The sequence below is a fragment of the Alteromonas sp. KUL150 genome (genome assembly GCF_009811475.1).
Lineage (GTDB): Bacteria > Pseudomonadota > Gammaproteobacteria > Enterobacterales > Alteromonadaceae > Alteromonas > Alteromonas gracilis.
In genome coordinates this window covers 1-14,302 of the sequence record NZ_BLIJ01000016.1, presented here as the reverse complement: position 1 = coordinate 14,302, position 14,302 = coordinate 1, and the positions used below count along the sequence as shown (strand labels likewise).

At 40.7% G+C, this 14,302-nt stretch carries 13 protein-coding genes; 7 read left to right on the top strand and 6 right to left on the bottom strand.

Features of this window, described 5'->3' with window-relative positions; translation table 11 throughout:
* The first annotated feature begins 518 nt into the window (after positions 1-518).
* From GVO62_RS03405 to GVO62_RS03390, 4 genes are all read left to right on the top strand, one after another.
* Positions 519-1,622 (top strand): GGDEF domain-containing protein, encoded by a 1,104-nt coding sequence (locus GVO62_RS03405; RefSeq protein ID WP_159117743.1) that lies wholly within the window; start codon positions 519-521, stop codon positions 1,620-1,622.
* Positions 1,623-1,858: 236 nt separating this feature from the next.
* Positions 1,859-2,530, top strand: coding sequence for a DUF6998 domain-containing protein (locus tag GVO62_RS03400; protein ID WP_159117742.1), 672 nt, complete (start codon positions 1,859-1,861; stop codon positions 2,528-2,530).
* Between the two features lie 11 nt (positions 2,531-2,541).
* Positions 2,542-3,384 carry a DUF6998 domain-containing protein gene (locus GVO62_RS03395; protein ID WP_159117741.1) on the top strand — a complete coding sequence of 281 codons (843 nt, stop codon included), beginning with the start codon at positions 2,542-2,544 and terminating at the stop codon, positions 3,382-3,384.
* 63 nt (positions 3,385-3,447) lie between these two features.
* Complete coding sequence (locus GVO62_RS03390) at positions 3,448-4,659, top strand: IS256 family transposase (RefSeq protein ID WP_159117740.1); 1,212 nt, start codon at positions 3,448-3,450, stop codon at positions 4,657-4,659.
* A gap of 65 nt (positions 4,660-4,724) precedes the next feature.
* On the opposite strand, the gene GVO62_RS03385 is transcribed toward GVO62_RS03390, so the two are convergent.
* From GVO62_RS03385 to GVO62_RS03360, 6 genes are all read right to left on the bottom strand, one after another.
* Entirely contained in the window at positions 4,725-6,011 is a 1,287-nt protein-coding gene (locus tag GVO62_RS03385) for a site-specific integrase (RefSeq protein WP_159117739.1), read from the bottom strand.
* A 156-nt stretch (positions 6,012-6,167) separates the two neighbouring features.
* Positions 6,168-6,671, bottom strand: a complete 504-nt coding sequence (locus tag GVO62_RS03380) for a hypothetical protein (RefSeq protein WP_159117738.1) — start codon at positions 6,669-6,671, stop codon at positions 6,168-6,170.
* A gap of 329 nt (positions 6,672-7,000) precedes the next feature.
* Positions 7,001-7,549, bottom strand: a complete 549-nt coding sequence (locus GVO62_RS03375; protein ID WP_159117737.1) for a hypothetical protein — start codon at positions 7,547-7,549, stop codon at positions 7,001-7,003.
* A 1-nt stretch (position 7,550) separates the two neighbouring features.
* On the bottom strand, positions 7,551-8,099 hold the full coding sequence (locus tag GVO62_RS03370; RefSeq protein ID WP_159117736.1) for a hypothetical protein: 549 nt from the start codon (positions 8,097-8,099) through the stop codon (positions 7,551-7,553).
* Positions 8,100-8,529: 430 nt separating this feature from the next.
* Positions 8,530-9,555 carry a hypothetical protein gene (locus tag GVO62_RS03365; RefSeq protein ID WP_159117735.1) on the bottom strand — a complete coding sequence of 342 codons (1,026 nt, stop codon included), beginning with the start codon at positions 9,553-9,555 and terminating at the stop codon, positions 8,530-8,532.
* The gene (locus GVO62_RS03360; RefSeq protein WP_159117734.1) at positions 9,539-9,850 is read right to left on the bottom strand and encodes a hypothetical protein; all 312 of its coding nucleotides are present in this window, start codon (positions 9,848-9,850) and stop codon (positions 9,539-9,541) included. Before GVO62_RS03360 ends, GVO62_RS03365 begins: the two co-directional genes overlap by 17 nt.
* Before the next feature lie 274 nt (positions 9,851-10,124).
* Between GVO62_RS03360 and GVO62_RS03355 the strand changes: the two genes are divergently transcribed.
* The 3 genes from GVO62_RS03355 to GVO62_RS03345 form a co-directional block, all read left to right on the top strand.
* Positions 10,125-11,405 (top strand): tyrosine-type recombinase/integrase, encoded by a 1,281-nt coding sequence (locus GVO62_RS03355; protein ID WP_159117733.1) that lies wholly within the window; start codon positions 10,125-10,127, stop codon positions 11,403-11,405.
* A gap of 108 nt (positions 11,406-11,513) precedes the next feature.
* Entirely contained in the window at positions 11,514-13,718 is a 2,205-nt protein-coding gene (locus tag GVO62_RS03350; RefSeq protein ID WP_159117732.1) for a DEAD/DEAH box helicase, read from the top strand.
* Between the two features lie 19 nt (positions 13,719-13,737).
* A partial coding sequence (locus tag GVO62_RS03345) for a DUF2290 domain-containing protein (protein WP_159117731.1) occupies positions 13,738-14,302 on the top strand: 565 nt, incomplete at its 3' end.

The window sequence follows — 14,302 nt, the reverse complement described above, 5'->3', positions numbered from 1 at the left end:
GCGTCGGTTTTTTTGTGTCTGGAAGAAAATTTGTACCAAAGAAGCTATTACAACTTTAGTTCAACATATCCGCGTAACACCCTCTTCAAACATGGAATTTAAGGGTCGATAACATTTGGTTTAGTTAAGTATTTAGTTTGCGTTAATCTTCATTAACGTTACCTATATTTTTTTATTTACTTGTATCGATATACGTACATCAGTCAAATCATACACGTTTGGTTAAAATAGTTGTTGAAGAACTCAGGGAGTGAGGCTGTCTTTCGGCGGAAACGTGTAAATTGCAGTTTTTAGCACACTTTAGTTAAACAAAGTATATTGTCGAAAGACAGTAAGAGTTTTAGGCTAGCTATACAACTCCTCTCTAAATGTGCAAAAAATACTTGCATATTATTGTTTGAACAGTGTTGCTATCAATATAGACTTACAAATTCGGAATTCGACGCTTAACTCAAAGTTCTAGATATTAAATGGATTTAATAACACTTATCTCATGTACTCTCCTTGCAAGTCTCATTATGACATTGAATATGGGGCTAACGTATTTATCCAGCCCCGACGAGAAATACATAAAGTATTGGCTAAATGCTGGTGTTTTATTCGCTCTATCAAACATTGTCGCTTTGTGTCTGAATATATTCGCCCCTGAAAAGGCGATATCTCCGGTAATTGCAAATGCATCTTTTTACGCGGCGCACGCGGCCATTTTGAATGGCGTTTACGTTTATCTATATACAAGGCCCATTCCTTTATTGGTAAGTAGTATATTTATCTTGTCAGTAGCTTTACACGCAGTCCCTGAGGTCGCCAATTCCGTTGAAGTTCGCTTTTTCGTATTTAGCCCTATCATCATTTTGCTTGACCTATTTTCATCCTTTTTGCTGTTCAAGAATTTGTATCGCAAAGATTCACATTCCTTCTGGCCTTTGCTCATTACGCTTACTATTTTTGCAACTCTAATGACCATAAGACTCTTTGCTATAGCCATTAGCGATGAGCGGTTAAGCCTTTTTGGTAATGATTACCTGCAAACCGCAGGCTCATTCGTAATAATTGCCTTTATCTTTTTGCTGACTATAGGTTTCAATTACATAGTCACTTGGAAAAAAGAATTAGCACTCAGAGATTCAATGCTTACTGATTATTTGACTGGCTGGTCTAATAGGAGAGGCCTTGCAATTAAAGCTGATAAAGAGTTCTCTCGGTTCAAAAGACTTAGTCACCCCCTTGGTATCTGTGTGTTTGATATTGATCACTTTAAATTTTTGAATGACACCTATGGGCATTTAAGTGGAGATCTAGCACTTAAGGCTGTTACGAGTTGTGTAGCCGAAGAAGTTAGAGACTATGACTTTTGTTGCAGATTTGGAGGGGAGGAGTTTGTTTTACTTCTTCCAAATATAGACTCAGTTAGTTTAAAAAATACCACCGAACGAATTCGGTCTGCGGTTAATAACTTAGCAATCAAGGGTAATGACCATACAATGTCTGTCACGGTGAGTATTGGTGGAACAATAGCAAACAAATATGATCGCAATTGGGAAGAGACGCTTAAAAGGGCCGACAAAAATTTATACAACGCTAAACAGACCGGCAGAAACAAAGTGGTTATAGACAAGTAGTGAAGCCGAAACTGTTTTTTCGATTATCGAGCAATCACCATACGATTTCACTCATGTTGTATGCTTACCCCATCCTAGCGGCTCAAGAGGTGTGAGAGATAGCTACATGCTTCAATTTAAAGACCGAATATACCCTCTCCTATCTGAATTTGTAGAATAATGGAAGTAAACTTAGCTATTCTAGAATGCATTAAAACTCAGTTTCAGGGCCAGCATATGATTCTTAAGGAAGAGCAATGGCTTTAACTCAAATGCAAATAATTCAGTCGCTGGGAGAAGCTATGTCTTGGTTCGAGCGAGAATTAACTTGGGGCGTGCCTCCTACTGAACTTAGGCACTTAATTGGCCGAATCGGTGAACTTTATGCCGCACTGATTACAAACGGGCAAATGGCTACAGAAGTGAATCAACAAGGCTATGATGTCGTCGGTGCTAACGGCGAGAGAATATCCGTCAAAACGACGGCTGTGATGGGTTCTAGTGGGCATATAGCGTTCAACCCCAACACACTGATATCAGTTGACCGCATTATTATTCTAAGAATCAACACTGAAGAGATGCAAATCGAAACTCTCCTAAATGAAGAAAAAAGAGTTGCTGAAAGTTTGATGCGCGAAACGCGCGGTACTAGTGGGAAGTTGGCAATATCACTATCAAAACTTATCAGCATCAAAAAGCCAAACAGTAATATCAGTGTATTAAAATCTATTCAAATTTCAGATTACACAATCAAAGAGTTGGAAAACGGAACAATAGAAGTCGAAAGAGATAATCAAGTACTCACTCCAGCTAAGCCGATACTTCGCGAGCTAGCGAAGCAACTCAACATCAGTATCCTCAACGGCGCGGGGAATCCAATGAATACGAGGCAACTTGGTAGCCTTATCATAAAGACAACAATTAACTGAACAGTAGGCTTATGCAAGAAGTTATTTTGAAGCTTGGTGGAGAGGGAGAAACCTTATCACTTATAGGTACTCGAGGTACTGATGGTTTAAGGAAATACCACATACAAACAAGTTCAGAAGCCTTATCAGAATTGCTATCTGAAAGCGATAGGTTACCGTCCTCTAAACAACAGCGTCAGATAAAGGTGAGTTCATGGAAAAAAGCATGTGACCTGCTTGAACAGTATCCTAGTTGGTACAAGCTTCATCCAATAGACATTCATCCTGACTTCGCTTCGAAGATACATAAACTCTTTTCCACAAAGAATGACTCCTCAATACATCACAACAAGATAAAGGATATATCTAGACCTGATAACACATCAAATACCGATACCAAGTTGCACGTAAATACCCAACTTAATTCGATAAGTATTGATAAAATTAAGGAGCTTTATGAACAATATTACGCTCTGATCAAATTAGAGATTGAAGAGTTTGGAGTAAAAGCTACCGAAGTACGACATTTAATAGGTCGAATCGGTGAATTTTATTGTGCTTTAAAAGTTGGTGGTGCATTAGCTTCTAGAGCTAATCAGCACGGTTTTGACGTAATATCAAAGCACGGCAAAACTATAAGTGTAAAAGCAACAGCTCAGGTAAATGGATTTGTTGCAATCTCAGCTTCTACAGCCAATTTAGCAGATGAACTCATGCTTATTCAGTACACCGCAGGTAAGCTGAACATTGTTTACTATGGTCCAATGGAGCCAGCCTTAGACTCTGCACGACATTACCCAGAAAAAATGAAATTTGAGTTAGATATTGGCAGTGCTAGAAAATTAGAAAGCTACAAGTCCAAAGCGAGACTGTAACTAATTTTGTGTAACTGCCTATCTCAATTTACTCTATAGAGAGTTAAGAATAGGCAGATGAACATGAATAAGAAAGAGCTTGAAGCTTTCGCAAAGGAAGCGGCCAAGGGAATTAAAACGCCTGAGGACTTAAACGAATTTAGTCAGATGTTGAAGAAAATCACCGTTGAAGCGGCTTTGAACGCAGAAATGGATGAACATCTTGGCTACGAGAAAAATCAAAAGTCTACATCATCAAACAGTCGCAACGGTAAGAGCAGCAAACGCGTAAAAACCGAAGATGGCGAGTTTGAACTCGACACACCTCGTGACCGTGAAGGCTCCTTCGAGCCTAAGCTCATTAAAAAACATCAATCCCGTTTCACATCCATGGACGATAAAATCCTCTGGCTTTATGCACAAGGCATGAGTACCCGTGAAATTGTCAATGCGTTTGATGAATGGTACGGTGCAGTGATATCGCCAACATTGGTTTCTCGCGTCACTAATGCAGTTATCGAGCAAGTTGTGGAATGGCAGTCGCGCCCGTTAGATGCGATTTACCCGATTGTTTACCTCGACTGTATCGTGGTGAAAATACGCCAGGATAAGCGCATCATCAACAAATCTATCTTCCTGGCCTTGGGCATCAATACCGAAGGCCACAAAGAGTTGATGGGTATGTGGATAGCCGAGAATGAAGGTGCTAAGTTCTGGCTAAACGTGCTAACCGAACTTCAGCAGCGTGGCGTAGAAGACATTCTCATCGCTTGTGTGGACGGTCTCAAGGGCTTCCCAGATGCCATTAATGCAGTCTTCCCACAAACCCATATTCAACTCTGTATCGTATACATGGTGCGTAACTCACTAAAATACGTGTCATGGAAGGATTACAAAGCTGTCACAGCAGATTTAAAGTGCGTATACCGTTCAGCAACAGAAGATGAAGCTCTGCTTGAACTAGAACGGTTTGCTGAAACATGGGACGAACAGTACCCACAAATCGCTAAATCATGGCGGACGCACTGGCATAATCTCAACACCTTATTTAATTACCCAGAGGACATCCGCAGGGCAATTTACACCACCAACGCCATTGAGTCGTTGAACAGCGTTATCCGCAAAGCCATCAAGAAACGGAAAATCTTCCCCAGCGACGATTCCGCTAGAAAAATGGTGTACTTAGCAATAAAAGATGCCAGTAAGAAATGGTCAATGCCGATTCAAAACTGGCGTCAGGCGATGAGTCGATTTATTATCGAGTTCGAGGAACGCCTCGAAAAACATATTAACTAATGGCAGTTACACAGAATCTGTTACAGGCTCTCCAAAGCATCAGATATTTAAAGCTCAGTGTAACTCTAGATACATCCACGCTTTTTATATTCAGTCTCCCAAGCCTTGAAACGCTGTGTAAGTAGCTCTTTAGTTTTCAATCCTCGTGCGAGCGCACGTTTGCTTTTTGCCCTTTCTTCTTTATTTTCGAACGTTACTCCGGATAGCTCCTGCTCAAACATACTAGGAACGACATGACTGTAATGTTGCTCTATCATCGCAATGCTAGTACCGCATTGTCGAGCAAGTACATCAACTCTTAAAGTTCGGCTAAGTAATTGCCAAGTTATGTAAGTATGGCGCAGCGAATAGAGTGTTCTAGGTCCATCTGGGCTGGCCTTCAGCTCAGCTTCTTCTAGTGCTGATACGAAGGTTCTGCCTAATTCGTTGGTACTTGAACCGTCAGATAGTACAAATATCTTGTCAGACGGTCGGCGATTAGGGAAACGCTCCATTAAGTTCATTAGGGGAAAGACAAACTCATCTTTGCACACGACGGTTCTCGTACCCGTGTGTTTCGTGGTCTTGCCTTTTCGTACCTTAATTTTAAAAATGACTTGGTGCTCTTGCCTTGTCATTAAGACGTCAGCCCAAGTCAGTTCTTCCATTTCAGTGCCGGGACGAATACCTGTATTGATGACTACGTCAGCATAATCAAGTAACAACTCTCTTATTTGCCTCGTTTTTTCCTTACGGCTGTTGTCTCTCATATTTTCGAGAGTTTCAACGACCTTTTCATATTCAACTTCACTGAAAGCAGCACGCCTAGCCCCCTGCTCTCCTTTGTTACTTAATACAGGAACCTGAACTGGCAACATCCATTGGTTTTCGACCGCAGCTTTAAACACCATTTGTAGCGCAGCGTTATGATTTAGTAGTGTAGACTTGTTAAGGACCTTTCCAGCCTTTTGTATTCGCCAAATGTCGAACTCTTTAAGCTTGTCTTGGTCAATAGAAGTGATATCCGTGCGGTCAAAAAATGGAATGTGATATTTTTTCAAAGCTCCCATGTAGTCTTTGTAGCTAACTTTACCGCCGCCGTGCGCAAGCTCATGTTCCATTGCTAGAATACTCTTCGCAGCTACATCGCGAAAACGCTTGCTCGTTGTGAGAGTTCCTGATTCCGCTTTTATTTTCCACTCCATGCGTAGCAATCTAGCCGCTGCTACAGCTTCTTCTTTATCAACTTGTTTAGTTGATTTGCAGTGCCATTTCCCGAAAAGCTGAAAACGGGCGTACCACTTTTTGCTGTTATCTTGCAGGAAAACGTAGAGCGTGTCGTCGATGTCGTGTCTTGCTAACTGCTTAGCCATAAATACTCATTTGCAAAGAAAAAATAATGCGCTTACTTCGAGTATATATGGCTTAGTGACAATAGCTAACTGTTTTATATGGATATTTTTAGGTTATGTTAATACACATTAAAGTTACTTTTTTTCGTTTAGGTGATTAGTGGCGAATTAATCTTGCTAAGTCGGATGTAACTCTTTAGCATGCTTGACTTTGTATCCGTTCCGCAGGTTTTCAAAGCCTCTCACCAAAATGTACATTGCCGCAAACATAACCAAGAAACTTGCTTTATCTTGACTAAAGTCAGTAGCGTTGTCATACAGCGTAGCGACGCCGAAAGCAGTCTCCATCAATCCATAAGCAATCATCCAGCGGTATTTAATCACCAATAGCACCCAAGCGAACACAATCGCAATAACGACCGCTACGACGCGATAAAAAGGGTTGCTGAGCCACACTTTTAATCCGCCTATCAGGCTGGGAATTATTTGGTAGGCTGCATGCATAACAAACAACAACAATACCCAAGCTAGAATTTTCAAGAACACTGCTAAAATGCCATTTGCCAACGGCTCCATAGCTTGGTTGCTTTCTCTTATAAACTCGTCAACAATTTTCGAATCCCCTCCTCTTCTTATAGCTTCTCGACGCATATCGTTCTGAGCCTCAGCTCTTCCCGTCATATCAATTCTCCCCGAGGTATTGTGCTTGCACGATAGTGTAAACCCCATGGACTAAAAGTAATCTACACGTAATGGAACCCATGCGAATAGTATTCTGTATGTGAACGTATAAACAAAACACTTGGCCAATATCTACCGGAATTTTGTTGCCTTTGGTGTATACTAATGTTTTCAACCTCATCACTTTCCACGCTCCAAAATGATGTTAAAACCAGTCCAGAAGAGCCATCATGACCATGTCAGCGTCTAGCGAAGAAAACTCAAATCGTCCTTGTAAAAATATGAAACGGCTTAACATCTATTTAAATTTAGCTGAATTCACGCAATGTTCAGTAGGCTGTTACCTTCAGGTCGTAAACGTGTAACACATACATGTAAAAAAAAGCAAAAGACATGGCGAGTACAACGAGTCCTATAACCGAAGATGTGATCTTGATACCAGATGTGCTTACTTCGAATGAATTTTCGCCATTATCTGCGCTTGTCCCTAGTTGTGGTTCAGTCGCTGAATTTCTTGCCAGAAGTTTTTGAATTTCAAGTTGGGCCAAAGCCTTTTTTTCATCGAGTTTAAATTGCAAATAGGCAAGATAAACTCCGCTAATAACTAACAGCATGACAATGACAAAAATCACCCATGTTTGAATATTTTGGAATGTGAATGAATTTTTATTGTCATCGAATGTGAATACATCATAGGCAAACCGTTCTTTCTCAAAAGCTTCATGGCGTAAAAGGCTTTCATAATAATTTTGTTCTTCTTTCAATTCGCTCTCTTTTTTTAGTGCTTCAATATCTTGCCAGAAATCTTTATCTTTGTGTTCGTTAGCACTGACAATAGCAGTTAGAAAGAGTGTGATTAATAATAAAATTCGCATCACCTTATTCACCTTTAACCTTTACAATATTGTCAATCAGCGCGGATATTGTCTCTCGCTCACACCCGTTTTCCGGATACGGTATGTCTTTCGTGAATGAATACACGGTTAAGGCCCCTTTCTTTTTGCGCAGCCAATCTGGGACGCTGCATTTATCTTGTAAGACTGGCTCTACTCTGAGTGGTATTGAAGGCCTAATGAGTCGATAGTTGTTCGAGGGTAGTTCGTGTATATTTTTACAGTCTGGACATAGCCCTTGTAATTGTTGGAGTAGCTCAGATATTTCATCACGCTGATCACCCACATATTTTTTTGGGATAAACTGTTCTGGCTTAACGTATTTAAAGGGTATTTGATAATTCCTTAAGTCGAGTGGATTGTTGAACGACGAAATGCCTTGATTTCCATAACGGTCCAGATTTAACTGCTCGGCCATCTCACGAAGGTCCATTCCTGTAGCTTGAATGTCTTGTACTGTTTGTTGCTGTTGGGCAATGCTGTGAACAGATATCAGTGCAAGTATCCCCACAAACATGATGCTTTTTGAATCCATTGTTATCCCTTGCGTTAATTACGTACATCTAAGCTCACGTCGTGGTTAATATTTATTTTATAAAAAGTAATCACTGTTCTGCTATGTTTGAAACATAGAACCTAAAGTCAGGCGATAAACGACAGTGTGGAACTACTCCTTTCGGCTTTCGAAGAGATTACTAACGCCCCCCTAAAGTTCCGCACCTTTCTGATTAACAGAAAGATAGATTATTGCATTTAGTCTATTTTCTTATAGCGCCGTAGTGTGTGACCTTATGACCTACGAATCTTCCATTTAATCCCGCATTTCTTCTGTTCTTCGGGCACATTTTGCTGCCCGCTTAGTGGCTTACAAGAAACTACTTCAAATGCACCGTTTTCTTCTATCTCGCGCTTTTTTTTAGCGCATTCTTTACACAAAATAGTCATGCTAGGCATATTTGAATCCATTAACGATTGGTTTTGGAAAGGCCACAGACAAACGCTCTGTGTTGTTTTAAATTAACTAATCGATCAGTTTCTAGTGCATTCGATATATTGACAGACTGCGAGTAGACTTTGTTAGCTTTAACCAGAACGTCGTAGTTAGTTACGACAATATGTGGGCTATTATTGCCTCTTGTGTCAGCTCCCCCATTGTCAACGCTATTGGGCGTGGGAGCGATTACACCAACTGCACTGTCAAGTTGCTCCATTAAAAAAGTATATATTTCTCCTAGTTCGGCTTCTCCTTCTCGAAATAGGTTGAGGTCAGTGGCATGCCTCCAAACCTTTTCCAAGTCATTTAGTGCAACCCCTGAATAGCAACTAAGTATGCTACTTGACTCAACCTTCTGCGCGGCATCGAGTGTAACATTCGATCTTTCTATGAAAGTGTTGCCTAATTCTGGCGCAAGTGCACGGGCTGCATTACCTGATGCGAAGAATTGATTAGTATTCAACGATACATCTTCAACACTGGTTTCAGTTACATTATCAATCGATGCTATGACCGACGGGTATCGGTACTTATTACCGTCTTTTACTAAAGGAATGACAGATAATTCTTGTCTCTTGTATCCTAAGTTAAAGCTGTCAGGAATGTCCGATGTCGTGCCAATACTCAAGCCTATGTTTGTAGATGTCCCAAAAAACATGACATCAGATTTGGTTACTGAGCCTGTCGATACGGCAGCAGGCTGCCCACCAACCGCGATAACAGCCGCGTCCCCAGTGGCATAAAGCTGACGATATTTTGGATTGGTGATTGAAGAGTTCGACTCGATAGAGGCTAATACTGGTGGCGCAGTGCCATCGGCATTATTAGGTCCGATGTATCCTTCCACTCTTTTGTAACCGACATTTAATCCTGCGGGCTTAGTGTCTCCCTCCAAGACGCTTATCGATGTACTAGTTACAAATACCGCTTCGTCTCGACTTGCGCATCCCATGGTTAAGGAGGCTAAGATAAAAATTAGACTAGTTCTCCATTTCATCGTCTGTTTCCTTTCTTGATGTTGATTGAATTATTTTGGTGGTATTAGTGGAATAGCCCAAGGTCAATGCACCATGAGAGGGCATGTTTATCCCGCTTATGCCAAAGGTGGTTACTTCAATGTTTTCAACAGTGCAGTATTCGCTGTTTAGATTTGTATTGCTTTTGATATTCACAAAACCAATCGTATTGTGATTGCCTTCAGTATCGACATATTGAAGGGCACAACCAGTAGAGATGAAGATGATGCTAATTATTGTTAAGATTTTTGCCTGAACACTTGTCCTGAATCGCATCAGTGTCATCCTTTACATGCGCGAAGTTAAAAAAAAGAAAAAGGATACTCTCAACTTACAGGATGTTCATTTTTTAATCAACATTTTGTGAGCTGTAGGATCTTTACGCCCTTAATTGACTTTGTCGCTATCAAGTTTTAAACGTCGTCTAGAAGACAAAAGATTGGTAACGTTAATAAGACTTAACAGCAACTATCTACTTCCGGTTGCGACTGAAAGCGTTTCACGTACCATCCAAGTACGCACGATATTATTCTTTGCAAGGCAGTACGCAATGGCTAATCAACTTGAGCGACATGACATCGATGATACGTTGTATGTCTTTTTACAGGATAACAGTAAACGGTGGTACGCACGTTTTCAGCTGTTTGGGAAATGGTATTGCAAAGCAACAAAACAAAAGGACTTAGAAGAAGCAAAGGCGACCGCTCGGTATCTTCGAACTGAGTACAAGATCAAAATTGAAACTGGCACGCTATCGACGAGCAAGCGGTTCCGTGATGTCGCAAAGAAAGCTATTGAACAAATGGAGCACGAACTTGCAATGGGCACAGGCAAGGTTGCTTACAAGGACTATATTGGCGCACTGACAAAGTATAACATTCCAGTCTTTGACCGGACCTATATCACATCTATTGACCAAGATAAGCTGCGTGAATTCAACGTAAAACGCAGAGAGATCGCTAAGAAGGATTTATCCAAGTCAACGATCCTCAATCATAACGCAGCTTTAAATATGGTTTTTAAAATCGCATTGGACAATCAGTGGATGTCCCCAATACAGGTACCGAACCTAAACAATGTAGGTAAGGCTGGAACAAGGCGCGCGTCTTTCACACCAGAAGAGTATCAACGTATTTGCGACAAAGTAATAGAGATGGAAAAAAGCGCCAGAAAAGAGGTGACTGCGCAGATCAGAAGCTGTCTTTTCTACTATATGGAGTTCGCCATCAATACCGGACTTCGACTAGGTTCTGAGTTGAACCAGCTGACTTGGGGTGACTTACATATCCAGACTCAGAATCATATGGCACGTTTCTACCTAACTGTACGAAAAGGAAAAACAACAAAGTTTACAGGCACTCGAGAAGTTGTATGCAATGCAAACATCTATGATGCAATTTGGGGCTTAACCGGAGACTTCCGCGACCGTAAACCAAGCGACTTAATTTTCAGGCTCAAAAACGGAAAGACTACAAAGGAGCTAAGCAGAACTTTTACCACCGTATTGGACGAGCTAGGAATCAAAGAATCGCATCATGGAACACGTACTCTTTACTCACTGAGACACAGCTACATAACATGGGAACTCATGGCGCAACGAGTAAGCATGGAAATACTCGCCAAGCAGTGCGGTACGTCAATATCAATGATTGAACAGCACTACAGTCACGTGATCCCGAAGATGTTTGGTAACCAACTGTCAGGAATTGAGATGGATGAGATCAAACAGGTCAAAGACAGATTCGCGCTATCTAACGAAAGAGCCGTTGCCTCATACACTAAGAGAGCTAAAGAATGGGAAGCTAATTATCGACGTCGAGGATGTATCTAATAAAGTGAAGCCTAACCGGATTTAGTACAGTTTCACGGCTTTTAGCTATAAAAACTTATCTTGCGACCTTATACTCAGATAATAGAAATAGAGACAAGGATATTCCAAATGGCTATGCAGTACCTTCCAGGTTCATTAGAGATAGATAATGTCCCATACGATACTGAGATATGGCGACTGTTGCACGAAGAGTTAAAAAACTTGGATGGCTACTTTGCATATAAAATCCCAGTTCTTGGTACTCCATCGCCTAAAGATGTACCCACATTTATTATTGTTACGAAAGAGCATGGAATAACTTTAATAGATGTCTTTCATGAAAAATTGGAAGACATCGAGGATGACGGTCGGGTATGGAGAACTCCAGATGGCTCGATGCACTCCAGAGATGTTGTATTAGAGCATTATGTAGATGAAATTGAATCAAGGTTGAAACGCTCAAAGAGCCTCTATAGTCGAAGGAAAAAGGAGACTTTGGTTTCGGTTAATTCGATTATCATTTTCAGAGAAAACCTAGCTTCATCACTTCAGCAATACACAGCTGATGAATTAATAATTGCTGAGGTCTGCGGACAAGACGATTACGGAGACAATCTTCTTGGGCTAATCAAGCAACAAACGTGGAATGGTTCTCAAGAACAATTTGATGATATTTTGAGTTTGATAGAGGGAACATGGGATTATCAAAACTTAGCTTCACCGACCAGTACTTCCGATGCTCCGCAAACTATCAGCCAGTTCATCAATACTTCGTTAAAAAGAACCTTCAAACGGGATAGCGCACAACGACAAGTTTCGATGCAAATACCAAATGGCCCGCAACGTATCCGTGGTCTAGCAGGTACGGGTAAGACGGTAGTTTTATCATTGAAAGCAGCACTGTCGGCAATAAGACTTCCTCACTATAAGATTCTGTATTTGTTTAACACTCAAAGTCTTTATCACTCAATTGAGAAACAAATAGGTGACTATTACGCGAAGGAAGCAAAAAAGGCATTACCAACAGGCGCAATAGATATCTTTCATGCTTGGGGAGGCAGAACCAGCGGCGAAGGACTCTACTCAATGCTATGCAAAAAGTATGGGCTATCTCCTTTAACTCTTCGCGAAATCCCGAGGCATGTAGACCAGTTAGAGGCTATCTATAAGCATTTAGAGGATTCTTTGGGTGACCGGCTAGAGCCGATTTACGATTTGGTATTAATAGATGAAGCTCAAGATTTTCCAAACAAAGTTTTCGAGATAGTACATCAGATCACAAAGGACCCGAAAAGGATCGTGGTCGCATATGACGATTTTCAATCACTAAAGAAATTGAAGATAAGAGAGTTTCACGAACTATTCGGCGATAACAAAGATGATAGACCGCGTTTTAACCAAGAGGCCTTGCAAGGACAGTATGAAGGTGGGGTGAATAAAGACTTCATACTGCCGAATTGCTATAGAAACCCTAGAAACGTTCTTATGGTTGCACATGGGGTCGCCCTTGGAATTAAAAGGCAAGGCGGTGTGGTAGATAGCGTTGATAGAACAAAGGACTGGGAAGCACTCGGGTACCAAGTTAACTCTCCGAGAGGAGCTTCAGAGATCAAAGCTGGTGATGAAGTTGAAGTGGAACGACTAGATATAAATAGCACTAACTTGCTAGAGAAACTTATCAGTGAGAATCAAGGCGATCTCGACAAATTAATAAACGTCAACAAATTCGATAATGAAGATGAAGAAGTAGCTTATATCGTCAACAAAGTACAACGTTTAAAAGACGAACAAGGCGTTAAACCTCACGAGATCTTTGTTATAGCAACTGACACTAGAAATTCTGAAACGTTTTTAAAAAAGATACGCTCGGGACTCAATCAGCACTCGATAAGAGCAATAATGCCGGGATTCATAGAGTCAAATAGACACTTCTTCGAGGAAGACTGTGTTGTTCTTACTACACCGTTCAGAGCCAAGGGTAACGAATCCAATATAGTCTTTGTAGCTAACTGTCAGGGTATTACCAATGACTACTCTTTTAAAAAGCGGAACTCATTTTTTGTTGCCATGACAAGATCCAGAGGCTGGTGCTACGTAACAGGAAGCGGGACAGGTATGGATTCTCTGGAAAACGAAATAACAGAGATTATGAAAGAATTGCCTAAATTTAAGTATGTCCGACCTAACGATAATGATATTGCTAGAAGAAGGTTCTTGCTTTCTAAGTCAGATAAAGATACTGAAAAAGACCAAGAGTTTTTAGAACGACTAAAGCAAGAAAACCCAGCTCTACTAAAGGAGTTCATACAGCAGTCAATGGATTTCGACGAATAGTGATATAAGGGAAAACTTAGTGTTAAGAGCTGACATAGAAAGGGCTTTTCAAGATATTAACCAGCTATTCGCAGACTTCATTCTGGAAACCAATGTTGCGACGACAGCCAGCACAATAAGTTGGAACGGCTATAGAAGCGGCTTTTTCTCAAACCGAGTCTACGGTAGTGAGTATCAAAATCTAATTGACTCTCGGCAATTCTCTTTTTTACTTTTTGACAAGTCGTTTTTACAACTATTTTTTGAGTGGGATAGAAATGAATTGAGGAAAGCAAAGCTCGCTTATTTTCCGGTTCCAGTTAAAATTTCAAATGCTTATGATGATATTTTGGAAAGTGCAGAAGAGAGTGGAATCGATATATTAGAAGATCTTTTTTTCGGTGTTGAGTCATGGGTTGATAAGGGTATTAATGTTGTCAATACGTCACACATCAGACTAGATTTTGACGCATCTGTCACTACACATTCAAAGTGTCACTTACAAGTAGGAGCCATTAATGAGTTAAGGATTGATAGTAAAAGATTGTTAAATCCATTTGTTTTCTGTGATTGGATACTTCAGAAAATAAACCTGAACGGTTATG

Excerpts from the sequence above, each read along its gene's own strand:
- GVO62_RS03405 (WP_159117743.1), top strand. The coding sequence starts at position 519 with ATGACATTGAATATGGGGCTAACGTATTTATCCAGCCCCGACGAGAAA.
- GVO62_RS03400 (WP_159117742.1), top strand. The coding sequence starts at position 1,859 with ATGGCTTTAACTCAAATGCAAATAATTCAGTCGCTGGGAGAAGCTATG.
- GVO62_RS03395 (WP_159117741.1), top strand. The coding sequence starts at position 2,542 with ATGCAAGAAGTTATTTTGAAGCTTGGTGGAGAGGGAGAAACCTTATCA.
- GVO62_RS03390 (WP_159117740.1), top strand. The coding sequence starts at position 3,448 with ATGAATAAGAAAGAGCTTGAAGCTTTCGCAAAGGAAGCGGCCAAGGGA.
- GVO62_RS03385 (WP_159117739.1), bottom strand. The coding sequence starts at position 6,011 with ATGGCTAAGCAGTTAGCAAGACACGACATCGACGACACGCTCTACGTT.
- GVO62_RS03380 (WP_159117738.1), bottom strand. The coding sequence starts at position 6,671 with ATGACGGGAAGAGCTGAGGCTCAGAACGATATGCGTCGAGAAGCTATA.
- GVO62_RS03370 (WP_159117736.1), bottom strand. The coding sequence starts at position 8,099 with ATGGATTCAAAAAGCATCATGTTTGTGGGGATACTTGCACTGATATCT.
- GVO62_RS03365 (WP_159117735.1), bottom strand. The coding sequence starts at position 9,555 with ATGAAATGGAGAACTAGTCTAATTTTTATCTTAGCCTCCTTAACCATG.
- GVO62_RS03360 (WP_159117734.1), bottom strand. The coding sequence starts at position 9,850 with ATGCGATTCAGGACAAGTGTTCAGGCAAAAATCTTAACAATAATTAGC.
- GVO62_RS03355 (WP_159117733.1), top strand. The coding sequence starts at position 10,125 with ATGGCTAATCAACTTGAGCGACATGACATCGATGATACGTTGTATGTC.
- GVO62_RS03350 (WP_159117732.1), top strand. The coding sequence starts at position 11,514 with ATGGCTATGCAGTACCTTCCAGGTTCATTAGAGATAGATAATGTCCCA.